At 72.7% G+C, this 14,877-nt stretch carries 13 protein-coding genes; 4 read left to right on the forward strand and 9 right to left on the reverse strand.

The features are described 5' to 3' along the window. Positions 1-15: 15 nt before the first annotated feature. Positions 16-438 carry a phage tail protein gene (locus tag MQN93_RS10355; RefSeq protein ID WP_016435630.1) on the reverse strand — a complete coding sequence of 141 codons (423 nt, stop codon included), beginning with the start codon at positions 436-438 and terminating at the stop codon, positions 16-18. 57 nt (positions 439-495) lie between these two features. Continuing rightward, a complete protein-coding gene (locus MQN93_RS10360) occupies positions 496-1,245 on the reverse strand; it encodes a hypothetical protein (RefSeq protein ID WP_242709402.1) in 750 nt (249 codons plus the stop codon). A gap of 550 nt (positions 1,246-1,795) precedes the next feature. Here MQN93_RS10360 and MQN93_RS10365 point away from each other — a divergent pair. Next, positions 1,796-2,467 (forward strand): hypothetical protein, encoded by a 672-nt coding sequence (locus MQN93_RS10365; RefSeq protein WP_242709406.1) that lies wholly within the window; start codon positions 1,796-1,798, stop codon positions 2,465-2,467. Positions 2,468-3,915: 1,448 nt separating this feature from the next. Here MQN93_RS10365 and MQN93_RS10370 read toward each other — a convergent pair. From MQN93_RS10370 to MQN93_RS10385, 4 genes are all read right to left on the reverse strand, one after another. Next, complete coding sequence (locus MQN93_RS10370; RefSeq protein ID WP_016435632.1) at positions 3,916-4,077, reverse strand: DUF6760 family protein; 162 nt, start codon at positions 4,075-4,077, stop codon at positions 3,916-3,918. Continuing rightward, the gene (locus MQN93_RS10375; RefSeq protein ID WP_242709225.1) at positions 4,074-4,631 is read right to left on the reverse strand and encodes a hypothetical protein; all 558 of its coding nucleotides are present in this window, start codon (positions 4,629-4,631) and stop codon (positions 4,074-4,076) included. The genes MQN93_RS10370 and MQN93_RS10375 overlap by 4 nt, the downstream gene beginning before the upstream one ends. Continuing rightward, positions 4,631-5,074, reverse strand: coding sequence for a phage tail protein (locus MQN93_RS10380; RefSeq protein ID WP_016435634.1), 444 nt, complete (start codon positions 5,072-5,074; stop codon positions 4,631-4,633). Before MQN93_RS10380 ends, MQN93_RS10375 begins: the two co-directional genes overlap by 1 nt. 68 nt (positions 5,075-5,142) lie before the next feature. Next, complete coding sequence (locus tag MQN93_RS10385; protein ID WP_242709226.1) at positions 5,143-6,732, reverse strand: phage tail sheath subtilisin-like domain-containing protein; 1,590 nt, start codon at positions 6,730-6,732, stop codon at positions 5,143-5,145. Positions 6,733-6,964: 232 nt separating this feature from the next. Here MQN93_RS10385 and MQN93_RS10390 point away from each other — a divergent pair, with 232 nt between their 5' ends. The 3 genes from MQN93_RS10390 (at position 6,965) to MQN93_RS10400 (ending at position 11,309) form a co-directional block, all read left to right on the forward strand. Further along, positions 6,965-8,431, forward strand: coding sequence for an eCIS core domain-containing protein (locus MQN93_RS10390; RefSeq protein WP_242709227.1), 1,467 nt, complete (start codon positions 6,965-6,967; stop codon positions 8,429-8,431). 81 nt (positions 8,432-8,512) lie between these two features. Further along, a complete protein-coding gene (locus MQN93_RS10395; RefSeq protein WP_016435637.1) occupies positions 8,513-9,934 on the forward strand; it encodes a hypothetical protein in 1,422 nt (473 codons plus the stop codon). 4 nt (positions 9,935-9,938) lie between these two features. Beyond that, the gene (locus MQN93_RS10400) at positions 9,939-11,309 is read left to right on the forward strand and encodes a ricin-type beta-trefoil lectin domain protein (RefSeq protein ID WP_242709228.1); all 1,371 of its coding nucleotides are present in this window, start codon (positions 9,939-9,941) and stop codon (positions 11,307-11,309) included. 28 nt (positions 11,310-11,337) lie between these two features. On the opposite strand, the gene MQN93_RS10405 is transcribed toward MQN93_RS10400, so the two are convergent. The 3 genes from MQN93_RS10405 to MQN93_RS10415 all read right to left on the reverse strand — a co-directional run bounded on the left by MQN93_RS10405 (position 11,338) and on the right by MQN93_RS10415 (position 14,866). Beyond that, the gene (locus MQN93_RS10405) at positions 11,338-13,365 is read right to left on the reverse strand and encodes an ATP-binding protein (protein ID WP_242709229.1); all 2,028 of its coding nucleotides are present in this window, start codon (positions 13,363-13,365) and stop codon (positions 11,338-11,340) included. Further along, positions 13,362-14,045: a Pvc16 family protein gene (locus MQN93_RS10410; RefSeq protein ID WP_242709230.1), complete on the reverse strand. Its 684-nt coding sequence runs from the start codon at positions 14,043-14,045 to the stop codon at positions 13,362-13,364. Before MQN93_RS10410 ends, MQN93_RS10405 begins: the two co-directional genes overlap by 4 nt. 152 nt (positions 14,046-14,197) lie before the next feature. Further along, the gene (locus tag MQN93_RS10415) at positions 14,198-14,866 is read right to left on the reverse strand and encodes a helix-turn-helix transcriptional regulator (RefSeq protein ID WP_278190560.1); all 669 of its coding nucleotides are present in this window, start codon (positions 14,864-14,866) and stop codon (positions 14,198-14,200) included. Positions 14,867-14,877: the final 11 nt, after the last annotated feature.

A 14,877-nucleotide genomic window follows, 5' to 3' on the forward strand; every position in this document is an offset into this window, starting at 1 on the left:
GTGTCGTCCTCCCCGTCAGTCCGTGAACCCGTGGTGGGCGATCTCCAGCACCTCGGTCGCCACGGCGGGGCTCGCCGGGTCGAGCGAGGGCCCGGTCCAGCTGACCGGCAGCACGTCGATGAGCCCCCAGCGGGCGACCTCCGAGCCGTCGGCCCGCAGCGCCGCGATCTGCGCCGTGGGCCGCTTGATCCCGGTCTGCACGGACGAGATCCACTTGGCGACCTTCGTGGTGTCCGGGGTCAGCGGGCGGGTCAGCCGGATCGTGGAGAACGTCACCCGCGTCGGCAGCTGCCACACGAACCCGTTGTTGCCCCCCTCCTGCCGCCGCTCGACCTCCACCTGCGACGACAGCCCCTCGCAACCGTTGAAGTAGCCGAGGCTCTCGCCGTCGATGCTGAGGGAGAACCAGATGGTGGAGCCCGGGTCCTGGCGGGACATCTCGGCCTTTCTGTCGTTCAGGGGGTGCCTACGGCGTTCAGGGGGTGGGGACGGCGGTCAGTGGCGGGGGTCGCGGAGCTTGCCGATCCGTTCGCGGTCCATGCGGAGTTCGGTGCGGATCAGGCGGGTGATGCGGCCGATGATCCGGTGTACGAGTTCGTCGAGTTGGAAGTCGGTGAGCTCACGGGGGTCGAAGGAGCCGGGCGGGATCGCGGTGTACTCCGGTGGGGGTGGCGCGGCGGCGGCCGCGTGGACGGAGGGGGGTTCGTACGGCGGCGGGGGTGTGGACGAGCTGCTGTACGGCGGTGGCGGGTCGGTGCGGGACTGCGACGACGGGGCCTGCTGTCCGGGCGGTGAGATGCGGTGCGTGAGCGTGGTGCCGACCGCCGCTGCCGCGGCCGCTGCGAGAGCGCCTGTGGTGCTGTGTGCCGGGGGGTTGCTCGGTGTCGTCGTCTCGGCCTTGGGCGTGTGCTTGGACTTGCTGAACAGGCCCAGCCGTTGGGCGACGGGCGGGATGCTCGCGCCGCGAGGGGCGGGGGATTCTGCGGGGGTGTGAGGAGGCGGGCTCAGCGACGCCACGGGCAGGGGGGAGTGCGTGGCGGTGGTCGGGGACGCCGGGTCGCGCAGGGGTGCGGGGGCGGTGAGCGGGGTGGCTTTGCGTTGAACCGGCGGCGTGGAGGCGGGAGTTGAGCCCGCGGCCGTGGAGAGGACGGCTGCCGGTGGAGTGGCCGATGCCGCGGGGGTGAACAGGCCGGTCGTGGGGAGGGGAGCCGGTGCGGAGAGGGGCACTGCTGTGGACAGGGGCACTGCTGTGGTGGTGGCCGCGGGCGGTGCCGTGGGGAGGGGCGCCGGAGCGTGATGCGCTACGGCGGGGAAGGGCGCCGCGGGTCCGGACGGGGCCGCCGGAGTCGGAGTGCTGAGAGGTGTGGCATCGGCGGGGGCCGCGGTGACGGGGGCACCCAGGGGGGAGCGGCGGGAGGAGGTGGGTCGGGTGCGCTGGACGGTGGGGGTGGCCGGGTCGGAGGGGTGGGTCGGCGGCGTTGCGGGGGAGGTGGTGGTGCGCTGGAGGGTTGGAGGAGCGGTGGGCGGGGTGGTGGTGTCCCGGTCGGAGGGGTGGGCTGGCGGCGTCGAGGTGGGTCGGGTGTGCTGGACGGCGGGGGTGGCCTGGTCCGAGGGGTGAGCTGGCGACGTCGAGGGGGAGGTGGTGGTGCGCTGGACGGTTGGGGGAGCGACGGGCGGGGTGGTGGTGCTCTGGTCGGAGGGGTGAGCTGGCGACGGCGAGGTGGGTCGGGTGTGCTGGACGGCGAGGGTGGCCCGGTCGGACGGGTGGGCTGGCGGCGTCGAAGGGGAGGTGGGGGTGCGCTGGACGGTCGCGGTGCCCTGGTCGGAGGGGTGGGCTGGCGGCGTCGAGGGGGAGGTGGTGGTGCGGTGGGCGGTGGGGGGAGTCGACGTCGAAGGTGGTGGGGTGGGTTGCCCGAGGGAGAGGGGCGACTTTGAGGTGGGGGCGGTGTTGGCCGTGGACGAGGGCACGGGTGACGTGGGCCGGATGCCGGGGGGAGCCGATGCCGGGGTGGAGGTGGTGCGCTGTACGGCGGGGCCGCCCGCCGGCGGCGTGGATGACGCCGGTTCCGGGGTGAAGGCGGTGCGCTGGACGGCCGGGGTTGGGGCCGGGCCGGAGGGTGGGTGCGAACTCGTGGTGGTGGGCGGGGAGTTCGTATCCGTGGGCCGGGACTGTGAGAGTGCGTCCGTGGTGTGCACGGACGGCGAACCGTGCGGCGGCGTAGTGGCAGCCGAGGTGGTTCGACCAGAACCAGACGTCGAACTGGGCTGGGAGGGCGCGGGGTTCGAAGTGGTCGGCCTGCTCTGCGGGCTCGCGGGGGTGCCCGGAGTGGCGGGCTGTGACGCGATCGGCGCGCCGAGGCCGGGGCGGGGCTTCGAGCGGGCCGCACTTCGCTGTACGGGCGGGGTCGCGCCGGGCGAAGGGGTCTTCGGGCGCGGGGAGTTGGACTGGGCCGGTGCGAGGGGCTGAGAGCCCCGCTGCATGGAGGTGCCGGCCGGGCGAGGGGACTCGGAGGAGGAGGTGGTGCTCGGTGTCGGTCCGGCGGGCGGCGGAGGGGCGGCCTGTTGAGCCGTTGCCGGTCGCGGTGTGGACGCCGAGGTGTGGGCGGGGGCGGACTGCCGCTGCACCGGCACCGGCACCGGCACCGGCATCGGCACTGGCATCGGCGCGGGCGGGGTGTTTTCCGGCGCCAGGTCCGGAGGCGTGGGGGTGGTCCGGCCAGGGGCGGGGGTGGGCGTGCCGCTCGCGGGCGCTGTGCGCTGCGGCGCGGCTGCCGGGGCGTTTGAAGGCGCCGTTTTCTGCGACGTGTCGCCCGACCCCGCCGACTTGCGCTGCACGGGCATCGGTGCGGTGCTCGCGGCCGTGGTCCCCTGGACGGGGGTGCCAAGGCCGGGGGCGCGCGGTGGCTGTGCGGGGCCGGACGTCGTCGTTCCGGGTGTCGTGGTGCCGGGGCCCGGCGTGGATTGTGTCGCCGCACCGGTCACGGGCACGGCTCCGCGCGACGGAGCAGCCGACGTCCTGTCGGAAGCACCCCCGGTGTGCGGCGCCCTCTGTACCGCCGTGCCGCCGGCCTCACCAGGGGATCCAGCTGCCCGAACCCCCGCTTCATCGGCGTCGGTCGGCGTCGCATCCGGTCCGCCCGTAGCGCCGGTTGCCCCGCCCGCGGACGTGGGCGTCCGAGGGGCCACCGGCAGGGTGCGCCGCTGTACCGCTGCGGGTGCGGACCGCGCCTTGGTGAAGGCCGGACCCGGTCGGGACGACGGTGAGGCGGCCGGGACAGGGGTCACCCTGACCCCGGTGGTCGGTGGCACCGACACCGCGGGGGTGGGCGACGCGTCGCCCGTGCGTACCGCCCGCTGAACCGAGGGCGCCCCCGAGGCGGAAGCCGCCGTAGGAACCGACGTACCGGCGGCCCCACTCCGTGCTGCGGGAACACCGAACCCCCGCGGCGGAAGCACCCGCAGCGGTACCGCCGGCGCACGCTGCACCACCGGCTCGGTACCGGCCAACGGCAGTGCGCCCGCAGGGCGTTCGAGCCCCGGTGTCGGGCGCCCCGTCGCCTGCCGGGCCGCGTCGCCGAGGAGCGCGCTGGACTGTCCGTCCAGGACCGAGTGGGACGCCGTACCCATGAAGGACGGGTTCTGCCACGTCGGCAGCCGCCCACCGAACCCGGCGTCCGCGACCCCGCCCCTTCCGGCACCGAGCGTCCGCTGGATCGGCGGCAGCGCGGGCCAGGACGCCGCGACGACGGGACGCCCGGCAGCAGGCGCCGCGGAATGCGGTGCCGCGGAATCCGATGTCACGGCACCCCGTGCAGCCTCGGCACCATCCACCGCCGTACCCGCGACAGGCGCGGCAACCGCGACGTCGGCGGCCTCACGCTCCCGCCCCCGCAACCGGTCCAGGAACCCCATCCCTCAGCCCTCCGTTCCGGCGGCCCGCGTCACCAGGGACGCGATCTCCTCCGTGAACCGCCGGCGGTCCTGGTGCTCCAGGTCGAGGATCTCGTCCATGCTCCAGTGGAAGTGGTAGGCGACGTACGCGATCTCCTCGTGCAGCCGGTCGGTCGCGTACGTCACGATTCCCCCAGGCGGCTCCCGCCGAGTTCCACCTCGAAGGGCTCGGCGCAGTGCGGGCACTGCACGGCGGCACGGGTGTGCCCCTCCGCGTTGATCTGGCGGTAGAAGTCCTGAAGGAACGCCAGGTCGGAGGCGAACATGTTCTCCACGATGCCGTCGTGGACCATCGGGAGCGTGCCGAGCCGGGTGATGACCCGGCCCAGCAGCACCACCGACAGATACGCCGGGTTCTCCTGCACACGCACGTCCCGCAGCGGCACCAGTTCGTCGCGTGCCGTCGACAGGCGCATCACCCCGTCCCGGTGTACGGTGCCCGACTCGTCGACGTAGCCGCGCGGCAGCTGGAAGGGGAACTCCGTGCGCAGGGACTGCTGTTGCTGCACGGACGCGGACGCGGACGCGGACGCGGGCGCGGGCGTGGGTGTGGGCACGGGAGCCGCCGGGGCCGGTGTCGCCTCCGGCCCCGGCGACTCCACGCCCGCCTCCGGCACGGACGTCCCCGCGTCCGCGCCGGAGTACGCGACGGCGCCGGCCCTGGCAGCCGTACGCCGCATTACTCGATGACCAGTTCTTCGAACGTGATGGTCACGGTCTCGGTCAGCGCCGCCGCCTCGCCCGCCTTCACCGTGCTCGCGTCGATCTTGCTGCACCAGGCGTTGCGCAGGTGGTAGCGCTTCACGGGGTTGTTCTGGAAGTCCATCATGATGATCGACGCGTTCTTGCGGGCCGTCGTCATCTGACCGGTGATGGACTGGTTGATCCACTGCGTGAACGACGCCGACTGCGTCATACCGCGGACCACCGTGCAGGTGCCGTTCTTCTTCACGCCCGGCAGGTTCTTGACCACGTTCTGGCCGTTCGGGCTGTTCTGCTGGTACGTGATGACGTCCTGCTCGATGCTCAGGCCGCTGACCTCGGCGAGGTACTCGACCATCACGCCGTCGATCTGCAGTCCGAAATTGTGTGAGGTGAGGGCGTCACCCGGCTGGAGACTCATGCGTTCGCTGTCCTTCTAAGCGTCGATGCGTGCTGGAAACGACGTCGGGGGAGGGCGGGCCGGGCGGCCTACTCCTCCAACTCCCCGCTGCCGCTGGAGAACTGGGCCAGCCGGAAGATCACGAACTCGGCGGGCTTGACCGGCGCGATGCCGATCTCGCAGACGACACGGCCGACGTCCACCGACTCCGGCGGGTTGGTCTCCTCGTCGCACTTGACGTAGAACGCCTCCTCGGGCCGCTGGCCGAACAGGGCGCCGCTGCGCCACTCGTTGACCAGGAACGCCGAGATGTTGCGCCGGATCCGGGCCCACAGGGCGTGGTCGTTCGGCTCGAACACCACCCACTGGGTGCCGATCAGGATCGACTCCTCCAGGTAGTTGAAGTACCGGCGGATGTTCAGGTAGCGCCACGCCGGGTCCGAGGCGAGGGTGCGCGCACCCCAGACCCGGATGCCACGGCCGGGGAAGGCGCGGATGCAGTTGACGCCGATCGGGTTGAGCAGGTCCTGCTCGCCGCGGGTGATCTGGGTCTCCAGGTCCACCGCACCGCGTACGACCTCGTTGGCGGGCGCCTTGTGCACACCGCGCTCGGAGTCGTTGCGGGCCCAGATGCCGGCCACATGGCCGCTCGGCGGGATCATCCGCGTCTGACCGCTCGCGGGGTCGAAGGTCTTGACCCAGGGGTAGTACAGGGCCGCGTACTTGGAGTCGTAACCGGCCGTCTCCTGCCGCCACACCCGGATCTGACGGGCATTCAGGCCAGGCGGCGGGTCGATGACCGCGACACGGTCGCCCATCAGCTCGCAGTGCGCGATCAGACCGAGCTGCACGGCCTTCACGGCCTCCAGGTCGATCGCACCGCGCTGGTAGGCGGCCATCAGGTCGGGCACCGCGACCATGGAGATCTCGTCGACGGCCTCCAGGCCGCCGAAGCCGGTGCGGTCGGCGGAGTCGCCGAGGTACTGCGCCGGGCCCGGGTGCGCGCCCTGCGCGGCGTCGGACGGTACGGCGGGTGCGGGCGCGGGCGCCACCAGGGCCACCGTCTGGTTGTCCGGGCGGACCAGCTGCGCGGCCGGGGCGGCCTCGGTCACGGTGATGAGCTTGGAGCGCTCCTTCACCTGCGTGACCACGTAGTTGCGGCCGCCCTTCTTGGCGGTCACGTCGAACGACTCGACGGCCTTGTCGCCGTCCTTGACGATCAGCTTGAACCGCTCGGCCGGGCCGTCGCCCTCCGGGTCGGCGACCTCGACGCTCAGCGAGCCGTTCCCGGCGGACGCGATGGCCGTCACGGTGAACGTGCCGAGCTGCGCCGGCTCCGCCGCGGGCAGTGCGCGCTTGGCGGCGGACCCGGTCACGGCGGCGGGGGCCGAGCCGCCCGCCGCGGCGTCCTCGGACGATCCGCCCACGCGGACGACGTAGGCCGCCGTGCCGCCGTTCTGGAAGAAGCCGTAGACGGAGTGCGCGAGGTAGTACCCGTCGGTGAACTCACCGAAGCTCGCCACGTACTGGGTCCAGTTGGTCACCAGCGTCGGCTCGTTCAGCGGGCCGGTCGGGGCGAGCCCCACGAAGGCGGCGACCGACGTGCCCACCCCCTCGATGGGGCGCGAGCCGCTGGCCACCTCCTCGACGTAGACGCCGGGCGACAGGTAGGACGGCATGCTCTGCTCTCCTCGGGGTACGAGACAGGAACGCCCCCCAGGCTCACGCGCGCGCAACCCGCCGGGAAACGGTCTCCGGTGCCTGAGTGCGGGCAACCTCCTTGCCCGCAAGGGCAGTCCGGCCGGTCGTACGGTGCGACGCTGCCCCCGTGTCTGCCCCTTCGGCCCTTCCCGCGGCCCGGGAGCCCTCGTAAGGCTGGAGAGCCGGCCGTCCAGCAACGAGGGGAGCGTCGTGCGCGCACAGGGGGCCAAGGGCCACGAGGACGGCGACCGACAGCGGTCCCGTCCCACCGCGGCGCCGAGCACGGGCGCGCAGCGCATGCTGGACCTGCAGCGCCTCGCGGGCAACGCGGCGGTGACCCAGGCCATCGCGGAGGAACGGCACGAGCACGACGGGGACTGCGGGCATGTGCCGTCCGTGCAGCGCCGCGCCCTGGTGCACGACGTGCTGCGCTCGCCCGGGCAGTCCATGGACCCGGGACTGCGCACCGAGATGGAGGCCCGGTTCGGCGGGGCCGACTTCAGCGGCGTGCGCGTCCACACGGGCTCGACGGCCCGGGAATCAGCCGTGCAACTGCAGGCCAAGGCCTACACCTCCGGTCCCCATGTGGTCGTCGGCGACACGATGACCAAGGAGGACTGGGCCCATGAACTCACCCACTACCAGGACCAGTTGGCAGGCCCCGTCCCCGGCACGGACAACGGCGCCGGGGTCCGCGTCTCCGACGTCGACGACTCGGGCGAGCGGCGGGCGGTGGACAACGCCCGCCGGGTGATGAGCGGCCCGGTCCCGGCGGTGCAGCGCGAACCGGCGCAGGCCGTCGCAGCACCCGCGCCGACCGGCGTCGTGCAGCGGGTCACGAAACTCGCCGTGCAGCAGGGACCGTCCTGCTGGCTCTACGTCCTCGAAGCCATCGCCGAGCACCACGGGCTGCCCGTCCAGGCGCTCTCCGTCGCCATGCGCGCCTACCCGACCACGGAGGCCCGCGACGAGCGCCTGAAGGAGGAGCGCGGCAAGGGCAACAAGATCGAGGGCCGCCGGCTCGCCGTCAAGATGATGGCCGAGTCCCTGGCAGGCATGGTCGCGCGGCTCGACAACTGGCGGGCGCACCACCAGGGCGACACGGACATCACCCGCGACGAGGTGGCCGCCTTCGCCCGCCGCTCGATCGGCGGCGACGCCTCCCTGGACAAGCTCGAATTCCAGGACGGCAGGGCGCAGTTCGACTCGATCCGCGAGGTCTACGACAAGGCCCACGACCGCGCCGAGCTGCTGCTGCACAAGGTCGGTGCGGCGGGCGACGAGGTCAGCGGGCTGCTGGACACCGCCCCCGTCCAGATCGACGCCAACCAGAGCCTGGACGACGTACGCCTGACCATCGAGAACCAGAACCTGCCCAGCTACGCGGGCATCCGGCGGCGGTTCAAGCTCGCCAAGGGCGACGAGGGCCCGGTGGTCGACTTCACCGGGCGCCCCGCGAGTTCGATGGAGAGCACCGTCCACGCCGTGCTCATCGACTCCTACGACCGCTCCAGCCGCGTCGTGACCTACAAGGACCCCAACTACGGGGACATCGAACTCAAGGTCACCCTCGCCCAGTTCCGGCAGATGGCCGGCAACAGCCAGCAGCACATGACGATGCGGCCCTACTCCACCGGGCCGCGCGCCAAGCCGGGACTCGACGAGCTCAAGGACTGAACCACCACCCTGCCCGGCCGGTCACGGAGTGTGCCCCAAAGCCTCCTGACCGGCGCCGTTCTCGACCCCTAGCGTGATGCCGTGAGCCTGTGGACTTCCCTGGAACCCGCCTCCGCGACCGTGGACCCGGGTGGCAGTACCCGTGTCCGACTGCGGTTGCGCAATACCGGCGACATCGTGGACGAGTACCGCTTCGAGCCGGTGGGTCCCATCGCGCCCTGGACGACGGTGGAGCCGCAGACGCTGCGGCTGTACCCGGGCACGACCGGCACGGTGGAGCTGACGTTCTCCCCTCCGCGCACCCCGGACGCGGTGGCGGGCCCGAACCCGTACGCGGTCCGGATCACGCCCACCGAGCACCCGGAGGCGACGACCGTCCCCGAGGGGAACCTGACGATCACCCCGTTCACCGAGGTGCGCGCCGAGCTCGTCCCGCCGACCGTCAAGGGGCGCTTCCGCGGCAGGCCTAAGCTCGCGGTCGACAACCTGGGCAACACCAGGCTGACGGCCTCGATCAGCGGCAACGACAACGGCGACCAGCTGTCGTACGAGATCTTCCCGAGCAACGTGCAGATCGAGCCGGGCCGCGCGGCGTTCGTGAAGACGACGCTCAAGCCGCGCCGCATCATCTGGTTCGGGCCGAAGGAGCAGCGGCCGTACACGCTGAACGTCCAGCGGTCCGGCATCAACCCCCTGCCCGTGGAGGGGACTTATGTCCAGCGAGGCTTCCTGCCCCGCTGGCTCGCCACCTTCTTCGGAGTGATCCTGGCCCTGGCGATCACCTTCGTGATGCTGTGGATCGCCTACAAGCCCCCCGTGAACACGGGCGCCACCGAGAAGCAGGTCGAGGCGGGCGCCACCCTCGCCCCCAGCCCGTCGGCGAGCCCGTCACCGGCCCTGCCGCCCGCACCCGCGCCGACCACCACACCGTCGCCCGCGGGCGGGGACGGCGGCGGCTCGGGCGGATCCGGAGGCGGGGGCGGCGGTGAGAGCAAGCCCACGGCCAAGCCCAAGGCGGACACCGCGGCGACCGCCGTGAACCGCCTGGCCGCCAGCGACCCCGGTGGGCGGCACGTCTGCTACCGCGCCTTCGTCGAGGGCGAGGGCTGGCAGAAGCCGGTGTGCGACGGCACCGTCGGCGGCACGGTCGGACAGGCCAGGGCGATCAAGGCCCTCAACGTCGCGGTCTACGGCGTCCAGGGCTCGGCCGGCAGCGCCATGGTGCACGACGACCAGTCCACCAACGGCCAGGGCAGGTGGCTGCCGCACTGGACCGCCATCAAGGCGGACGGCAAGGACAACTACATCGGCAGCACCAAGAAGGACGCCCCGTACCTGGTGACCTTCGTCTGGAACGTCGGCTCGGGCCAGGCCTGCAACGTGGTCAAGGTCCGCGACCAGGACTGGCGCGACCAGTCCTGCAACAACGCACGCCCCGACCTCAACACTGCCGGCGCCTTCGACAACGCGCGCTGGATCGAAGCCATCAAGCTGACGGTGTGACGGCATGACCCTGTGGACTTCCCTGGAACCCGCCTCCGCGACCGTGGACCCGGGTGGCAGCACGCGCGTACGGCTGCGGCTGCGCAACACCGGCGACGTCGTGGACGAGTACCGCTTCGAGCCCGTCGGGTCGATCGCGCCGTGGACGACGGTGGAACCGCAGACGCTGCGGCTGTACCCGGGCACGACGGGCACAGTGGACCTCACCTTCGCGCCCCCGCGCACTCCGGACGCGGTGGCCGGCCCGAACCCGTACGCGGTCCGGATCTCGCCGACCGAGCACCCGGAGGCGACGACCGTCCCCGAGGGGAACCTGACGATCACCCCGTTCACCGAGGTGCGCGCCGAACTCGTCCCGCCCACCGTCAAGGGGCGGTTCCGGGGGCGCCCCCGCCTGGCCGTCGACAACCTCGGCAACACCAAGCTGATGGCCTCGATCAGCGGCAACGACAACGGCGACCAGCTGTCGTACGAGATCTTCCCGAGCAACGTACAGATCGAGCCGGGCCGCGCGGCGTTCGTGAGGACGACGCTCAAGCCGCGCCAGATCATGTGGTTCGGCGGCAAGGAGCAGCGGCCGTACACGCTGAACGTCGTGCGCTCGGGCGCCAACCCCCTGCCGGTGGAGGGGACTTACGTCCAGCGAGGCTTCCTGCCCCGCTGGCTCGCCACCTTCCTCGGCGTCTTCACGGCCCTGGCGATCACCTTCGTGATGCTGTGGATCGCCTACAAGCCCGCCGTCAACACGGGCGCCACGGAGAAGCAGGTCGAGGCCGCCAACACGCTCGCGCCCGCGCCGTCACCCAGCCCGGCGCTGTCCACGGCCCCGACTCCGTCCTCAACCCCCTTGGCCCCCACCGGCGGTGACACCGACGACGACACCGACACTGGCGGTTCGGGCGGCGGAGGCGGAGGCGGGGGTGCTCCGGCCCCGGCCAAGAAGAACACCGCCAAGCCCGAGAAGTCGGCAACGCCCGTGCCGGGTCAGCTCATCATCGGGCAGGGCTCCGACCGCTGCATCGACGTCACCGACGCGCAGAACGGCGTGGGCAAGGACGGCAAGCAGCTGCAGATCTGGGACTGCGCCGGATCGGCCAACCAGAAGTGGGACTTCCGCGGTGACGGCACCGTGCGCTCGCTCGGTATGTGCATGGACGTCGCGTGGGGCTCCAAGGAGGACGGGGCGCACATCCAGTTGGCGCGGTGCAGCGGCAACCCCGCCCAGCAGTTCGTGCTGAGCCAGGCGGGGGACCTGGTGAACCCGCAGGCCGACAAGTGCGTGGACGTCGTGGACAACAAGACCGGCAACGGCGCCAAGCTCCAGCTGTGGACCTGCGCCGGCACCCCCAACCAGAAGTGGCGCGTGCAGGACTGAGGTTCAGGTGACGGCGGGGGCGCCGGAGTCACCAGGCGCCCTCGCCCGGCACCAGCCGTCCCGCCTTGCGGTACTCGCGGCGGGCCCCCTCCAGCAGATCCGCCGAGGTGACGAGGCCGTCGCGTCCGGCGGCGAGATACGCCGCGGTCACCACGGCGCTGCGGATCGAGCCGCCCGCGAGCTCGAAGTCCGCTGCCACCGAGCCCAGTTGGACGTCCTCGGCGCACGGTACGTGGGACAGGCTGTGCTGCCACAGCGCAAGCCGCTGCTCGCGGTCCGGGAACGGGAAGTCGACGACCAGGTCCAGCCGCCGGGTGAAGGCCTCGTCGATGTTGGCGCGCAGATTGGTGGTGAGCAGCGCGATCCCGTCGAAGGACTCAAGACGCTGGAGCAGATAGGCGCTCTCCATGTTGGCGTACCGGTCGTGCGAGTCCTTCACCTCGGACCGCTTGCCGAAGACGGCGTCGGCCTCGTCGAAGAGGAGCACGGCATCGGTCCGGTCGGCCTCGGTGAAGATGCGCTCCAGGTTCTTCTCGGTCTCGCCGACGTACTTGTCGACCACCGAGGACAGCTGAACGACATAGAGGTCCAGGCCCAGTTCGGCGGCCACGACCTCGGCGGACAGGGTCTTTCCCGTGCCCGACTCGCCGGCGAACAGGCCGAGCACCCCCCGGCCCCGGCCGCCACCCGCGCTGAGCCGCCAGTCGCCGAGGACCCGGTCGCGATGGCGGGCGCGCAGGGCGAGTTCGTGCAGCTGGGCGAGAGGCCGTTCGGGCAGCACCAGGTCGTGCCAGTCGACGGCGGGCCGGATGCGGCGGGCGTGCTGTTCGAGGCCCGACGCGGACTGCTGGCGGGCGGCGAGACGCAGATGGGCAGGGGTGAGCGGGCCGCCGTCGAAGTGGGCGAGGCTCCGGGCCGCGAGCACGGCGCGGGCGATGCGGTCGCCGGGGAGGTGGTACGGGGCGACGGTGGCGGCCAGGTCGAAGTCCACCTCCTCGCCCAGTGCGGCCGACCAGGCGCGCAGCGCACCCGTGTGCTGCGGGGGCACGTCCAGGGCGAGGGGGTCCTCGTCGCACCAGTGGGGGTCGTAGGGGCGGGGACCGGCGATCAGGACGGGTACGTCCCTCGCGTCCGCCAACTCCCGGATCAGCGCGGCCGGTTGTTGGGGCAGGCCGGTGACGACCACGGCCAGACCGCGCAGCCGGGCCTCCCGCAGCACGTCGGGGACGCGGTCCTCGGGGCCGGTGAACCGCAGCGCCGGAACGCCGGCGAGGTGCAGCGCCGCGGCGGCGCAGGCGAGCCCGTCGCCCTCGCGGCGCTCGCGGAGATACGCGGTGAGCGGGGAGCCGTCGGCAAGTCGGGCCGCCAGCCGGTGCACGAAGCGCCCGAACTCGTCGTCCGACCCTGGCGGTTGGTCGTCGTACGGCCGCGAAGGCGTCGGCAACGCGTGCACGTGTCCGGTCAGCGACGCGTCCGGTGTGTCGTCGCCGAGCAGATGCGCCACGAGCCGGTCCGGTGCCCGCAACGAGCGGCTGAGGAAGGGCCGTTCGGGCTCCTCCACGGTGAGCAGCCCGAGCCGGCACAGCGGTGCCGTGGCATGCAGCCGGGCCCGGGCGCCCGGCGAGTGGAGGGGAGCGCCGACCAGGTCGAGGGCGAGCGAGACGGTGGCCCGGCGCCTGCTGACGTCGTCGTTGAGATAGCCGTACAGCGGCTCGAAGGTGCGGTCCAGATCGGGGGCGAGCGCGATGAGCAGCAGCGCCGCGTCGAGCTCGGTCAGCCCCAGCCGCCCGGACAGCTCCGCCAGCCGGTCGTAGGGCTGCCCGGCAGGGGAGGGCAGGACCGGAACCGGCAGCAGCGGCTCGACCGGCCGCAGCAGATGCCGTACGGCCTCCTCCGACAGATACAGGCCGCGCAGGGGGTCACCGGCCGTGGGATCGTCGGCGGAGCGGTGCTCCACGAGCAGGGTGACCTGCTCCCGCAGGGCGTGGAGCCGGGCGACGAGGGCGGCGGCGGGATCCTGGTCCGTGGTCTCGTACGCCGGTGTCTGCGTGGTCACTCGGCCGGACCCGCCCCCCGCTCGCGCCGGGCGATCCGGCGGGCGCTGCGGGCCGCCTCCACCTGGGCGGGCCGGTGGGCGCGCTCCTCCGTGACCGGCGCGGTCTCGTCCCCGGTGCGGACACGGACCGCTGCGCCCTCGGTGACGGGCGGGCCGGCGTCGTACTCGGGGTAGGCCGGGAACGGCGCGGTGATCACGAGGTCGAGGGACGGCTTGAGCTCGCCGCCGAGGGCGGTCCAGATCTCCGCCATGGAACGGGCCTCCGTCTGGATGCCCGCCACCGACACCGGCACCGTGAGCCCCAACTCGCCCAGGGCGCCCGGCAGTTCCGAGGGGGCGAGCAGCTCGCGCGGGATCAGCGTGGCCAGCACCGCGGACAGCAGCCGGTGTTCGTCCTGCGGCTGCTTCGTCCACGCCGTCAGCAGATACGACAGCCGGAACCAGCGCGGCGGCTGACGGCGCTTGACCACCACGTCCCGCTCGTCGTGCACCGGGACGTGTCCGCGCTGACGGCGGTTGATGTCCTCGCGGATGTCGTACAGGTAGGCGTTGATGGTGGGGGAGTTGCGCCGGGCCGCCCAGTCGCGGGTCGGGGCGTCGAAGGCGACGTCGATGCCGGAGCCCGCCAGCGCACCGCCGCCGAGGAGGCCCTTGAGGACCTCGTCCACCTCGTGGATCACCGTGTTGCTCCCGCCCCGCGGTGCCGGTCACCGCACGAAACCTGCCGCCGTACCCGATCCTGCCTCCGCCCGGGCCGTCCGAGCAGGCACGCAGGGGACGGCCGAGGGGCGGACCGCGCTGCCCAAGAGGGCGGCGCGGGCTGCCCGTTCGATCAGATGTAGCCTTCCCGGAGGGCATACGCGACCGCGTGCGCCCGGTTGCGCAGGTGCAGTCGGGTGGTCAGCCCGTGGATCACGTTCTTGACCGTGCGTTCGGAGTAGGACAGCTTGCCGGCGATCTCTCCGGTGTCGAGCCCCTCGGCGACCAGACGCAGCACGTCCACCTCGCGCGGGTTCAGCCCCGAGGACGGGCCGCCGCTGTGGCCCGCGGCGCTGCGGTGCAGCGCACCCACCTGGCTGATCAGCCGGCCCAGCAGATCCGCGGGCAGATCCCCGTCACCGCGCGCGGCGGCGAGCACGGCCTGCACCAGCCGGGTCGCGGTGGCCTCGTGCCGCCACACGATCGCGCCGACCCCGCACTCGATGACCTCCAGCAGTTCGCTCTCCCGCAGGGAGCCGACCACCAGCACGGCCCGCGCGCCCTCGCTGCGCACCAGACGGCGCAGCCGGGTCAGACCGGCCTCGTCCAGCACGTCGTCCACGAGCAGCGCCACCGTGCCGGGGCCCGACGCGCTCTCCTCACGGAGCTCGATCTCCGGGAACCGGCGCAGCTGGCCGGTCGCGCCCTCGCGCAGGATCGGGTCGAGGGCGTGCACCGCCACCGGTATCCGCTCCGGCGCTTCGGCCGTCCCGGATCGCGTGGTCCCCGATGAGCTGAGCAAGCGTTTCCCCC

Source organism: Streptomyces spinosisporus (assembly GCF_022698145.1).
GTDB lineage: Bacteria > Actinomycetota > Actinomycetes > Streptomycetales > Streptomycetaceae > Streptomyces > Streptomyces spinosisporus.

Bases quoted from the DNA above. Each gene is read 5' to 3' on its own strand.
- MQN93_RS10355 (WP_016435630.1), bottom strand. From the start codon at position 438: ATGTCCCGCCAGGACCCGGGCTCCACCATCTGGTTCTCCCTCAGCATC.
- MQN93_RS10375 (WP_242709225.1), bottom strand. From the start codon at position 4,631: ATGCGGCGTACGGCTGCCAGGGCCGGCGCCGTCGCGTACTCCGGCGCG.
- MQN93_RS10380 (WP_016435634.1), bottom strand. From the start codon at position 5,074: ATGAGTCTCCAGCCGGGTGACGCCCTCACCTCACACAATTTCGGACTG.
- MQN93_RS10385 (WP_242709226.1), bottom strand. From the start codon at position 6,732: ATGCCGTCCTACCTGTCGCCCGGCGTCTACGTCGAGGAGGTGGCCAGC.
- MQN93_RS10400 (WP_242709228.1), top strand. From the start codon at position 9,939: ATGACCCTGTGGACTTCCCTGGAACCCGCCTCCGCGACCGTGGACCCG.